Raw genomic sequence first — 2,355 nt, forward strand, 5'->3', positions numbered from 1 at the left:
ACATTACCATACCTTTTATCGCTGATGACAAACTGATCGATAGCCTTGTGAAGAAGATAGAAATTTAGTTGAAAAAGCCGGGAAATGCCCCCGGCTTTTTCATTAAACTCCTTCAGAGAATTTTAATAATTCCAAAGCTTCGCTTTCTGTACTCAAAAATTCACCGTAAAATTATCCCCGCACATAGGGTTTGGTCGCTAAATCTGTCCGCTTTTTTATATTTTCCGTCCCAATAGATTGTTTGTTATATCTATTGAAGGCAATTCGCGCTTTAAAGCCAAAGTATTATTGACCTCCTCCCTATATTAAAATGCAGGTCTGGGGGCTTGGGTCCGAGGGATAGTTCTTACTAAACCCTAAACCCGATTCTTAAAGAACCGAGTTACGTGATTCGAGTTACGAGAGAGAGAACATCTAAACCCCAACAACTAAACCCCAAACTCTGGTTCTGGCAGTGCGGGTCTGGGGTGAGGTTTTAGATAGCTATTTTTTATGAGGCAATTCGTTCTCTTGATTTATGTGCTTTGAATTTGATAAAATTATATTAGTCGTTTTTTTGAGTATGTTTCTTATTATAGCGTCTTATATAGTATATTATGTTGAAAGTATATAGCTATATAATCGCTATATCGCATCAATCGTATGCATTACTAACTGCTAATATTTCTCAAAGAAAGGGGAGAGTTTTTCGTGAAGACGCGGCTTTTGATTTTTATCGCGGTTTTGATGCTTTTGGGGGTTACAATCCTTGGCGCAAGTGATTCTGTCACCCAAAACATTATTATTAACGTTAAAGACATTGCGGTACTCAATGTAACGGTTGGCAGCGTGACTCTTGAAGTTAATGCTCCAGTTAAAGCAAATGCCGGTGATTCGCCCGTCGTTTCAACAAGTGTTGACGGTGGTTATCTGCGTTATACATCAATCGTTGAATCGGAGAAAACGAGGAAGATTACCGCCCAACTTGACACAGACGTACCCACTGGACTTGCGCTGAAGTTATCAGTCACTGCTCCATCTGGTGGCACAGGCACACTTGGAAGTTCAGCTGGTGAGATTACGCTAAGCAAAGACACTGCTCAGGATATTATCACAGGAATAAGTTCTGGATGGACTGGAACCGAAACCACTTCTGGCGCTAAGTTGACTTATTCGCTGGAAATAACTGACGGATCTAAGCTTAATATTACAAATCCAACAATCACGATAACGTTTACTCTTACGGAGGCTTCGTGAATTCCAAAGCTCCAGTGGCTTTGTACTGTATAAGGCGGTTGATAAAGCCGCCTTTTTCTCTACATTTTATACGAATATTCGTTTTTTCGCTGATTTTCCTCGTGACAACACAATTTTTCGGGATTAACCTGACTCGCAGTCCAAGGCGGATCGTAATCAAGATAAATATTGGTTCCGTTACGGGAGATGCCGGAAGCCCTATTAAACAGGAATATATCACTGATGATGATATAACGCTGTCGATTGACGATGTATCTAATAAGCAGAAATGGAAAATAACCGTGAGAAGAATTGATGTGAATTGGTCGGGAAACTTCGCACTTTTCGTCAAACGCATCAACAACGGCACGGCAAATCCCGGAAAAATAAACGGTGGCGAAGCTTTCTTAGAAATAGAACCCTTTGACAATGATTTTTTTACCGGAAAAGGGAATATTTATGATATAGGCATTCAGTACAAATTGTTCATAACGAATTTTCCGATTTACACAGACAGGTATAAAACAAAAGTTGTATTTACCGTTACTGAATATTGACGGAGGCGGTATGATGAAATCCAGAATCGTTTTCTTCTCTTTTTTGATAGTTTTTTTCTTAAATGGTTTTTCACAGGTGGTCGTAACAAATGGTCTTGCTCATGATTTTATAGCTTCTCAGGGTTCAGTGTTAAAAGGAGAAATTATCTTATATAACAGCGAGAAATCTATTGAAAATATAAGAGTATATCAATCCGATTATGCCTTTTACGCTGACGGAACCTCGATTTATCCAGAACCAGGCACACTCGAGCGTTCAAATGCCCTCTGGATCGATTTTTCACCTGCCTATGCCACTATCCTTCCAGAAACTGACTTTACCATCAATTATACAGTTCATGTACCATCAACCAAGGATGCCAGCCTTACAGGAACGTACTGGAGCGTGATAATGGTTGAACCCGTTGTAAATAAGAATGAGACCGTTTCGGAAAATAGTGCGAATATTGTAACCATTGTCCGATACGCGATACAGATTGTTGTAAATATCGATGACACTGGAGAGAAAAAAATTCAGATCCTGAACGGTCAATTTGTTAAGAAAAATGACGGGTACGTTCTTGAACTTGATATTGAAAACGTG

General features: G+C 39.5%; 3 protein-coding genes. All 3 read left to right on the forward strand.

Annotation, left to right across the window (positions count from 1 at the left end):
* Nucleotides 1–690: 690 nt before the first annotated feature.
* Nucleotides 691–1,236: a hypothetical protein gene (locus AC3LHT_RS09640; RefSeq protein ID WP_488662737.1), complete on the forward strand. Its 546-nt coding sequence runs from the start codon at nt 691–693 to the stop codon at nt 1,234–1,236.
* Nucleotides 1,233–1,772, forward strand: coding sequence for a hypothetical protein (locus tag AC3LHT_RS09645; RefSeq protein ID WP_488662738.1), 540 nt, complete (start codon nt 1,233–1,235; stop codon nt 1,770–1,772). Before AC3LHT_RS09640 ends, AC3LHT_RS09645 begins: the two co-directional genes overlap by 4 nt.
* Nucleotides 1,773–1,785: 13 nt before the next feature.
* The coding region (locus AC3LHT_RS09650) for a hypothetical protein (RefSeq protein WP_488662739.1) at nt 1,786–2,355 on the forward strand (570 nt) is incomplete at its 3' end.

Source organism: Kosmotoga sp. (assembly GCF_982836095.1).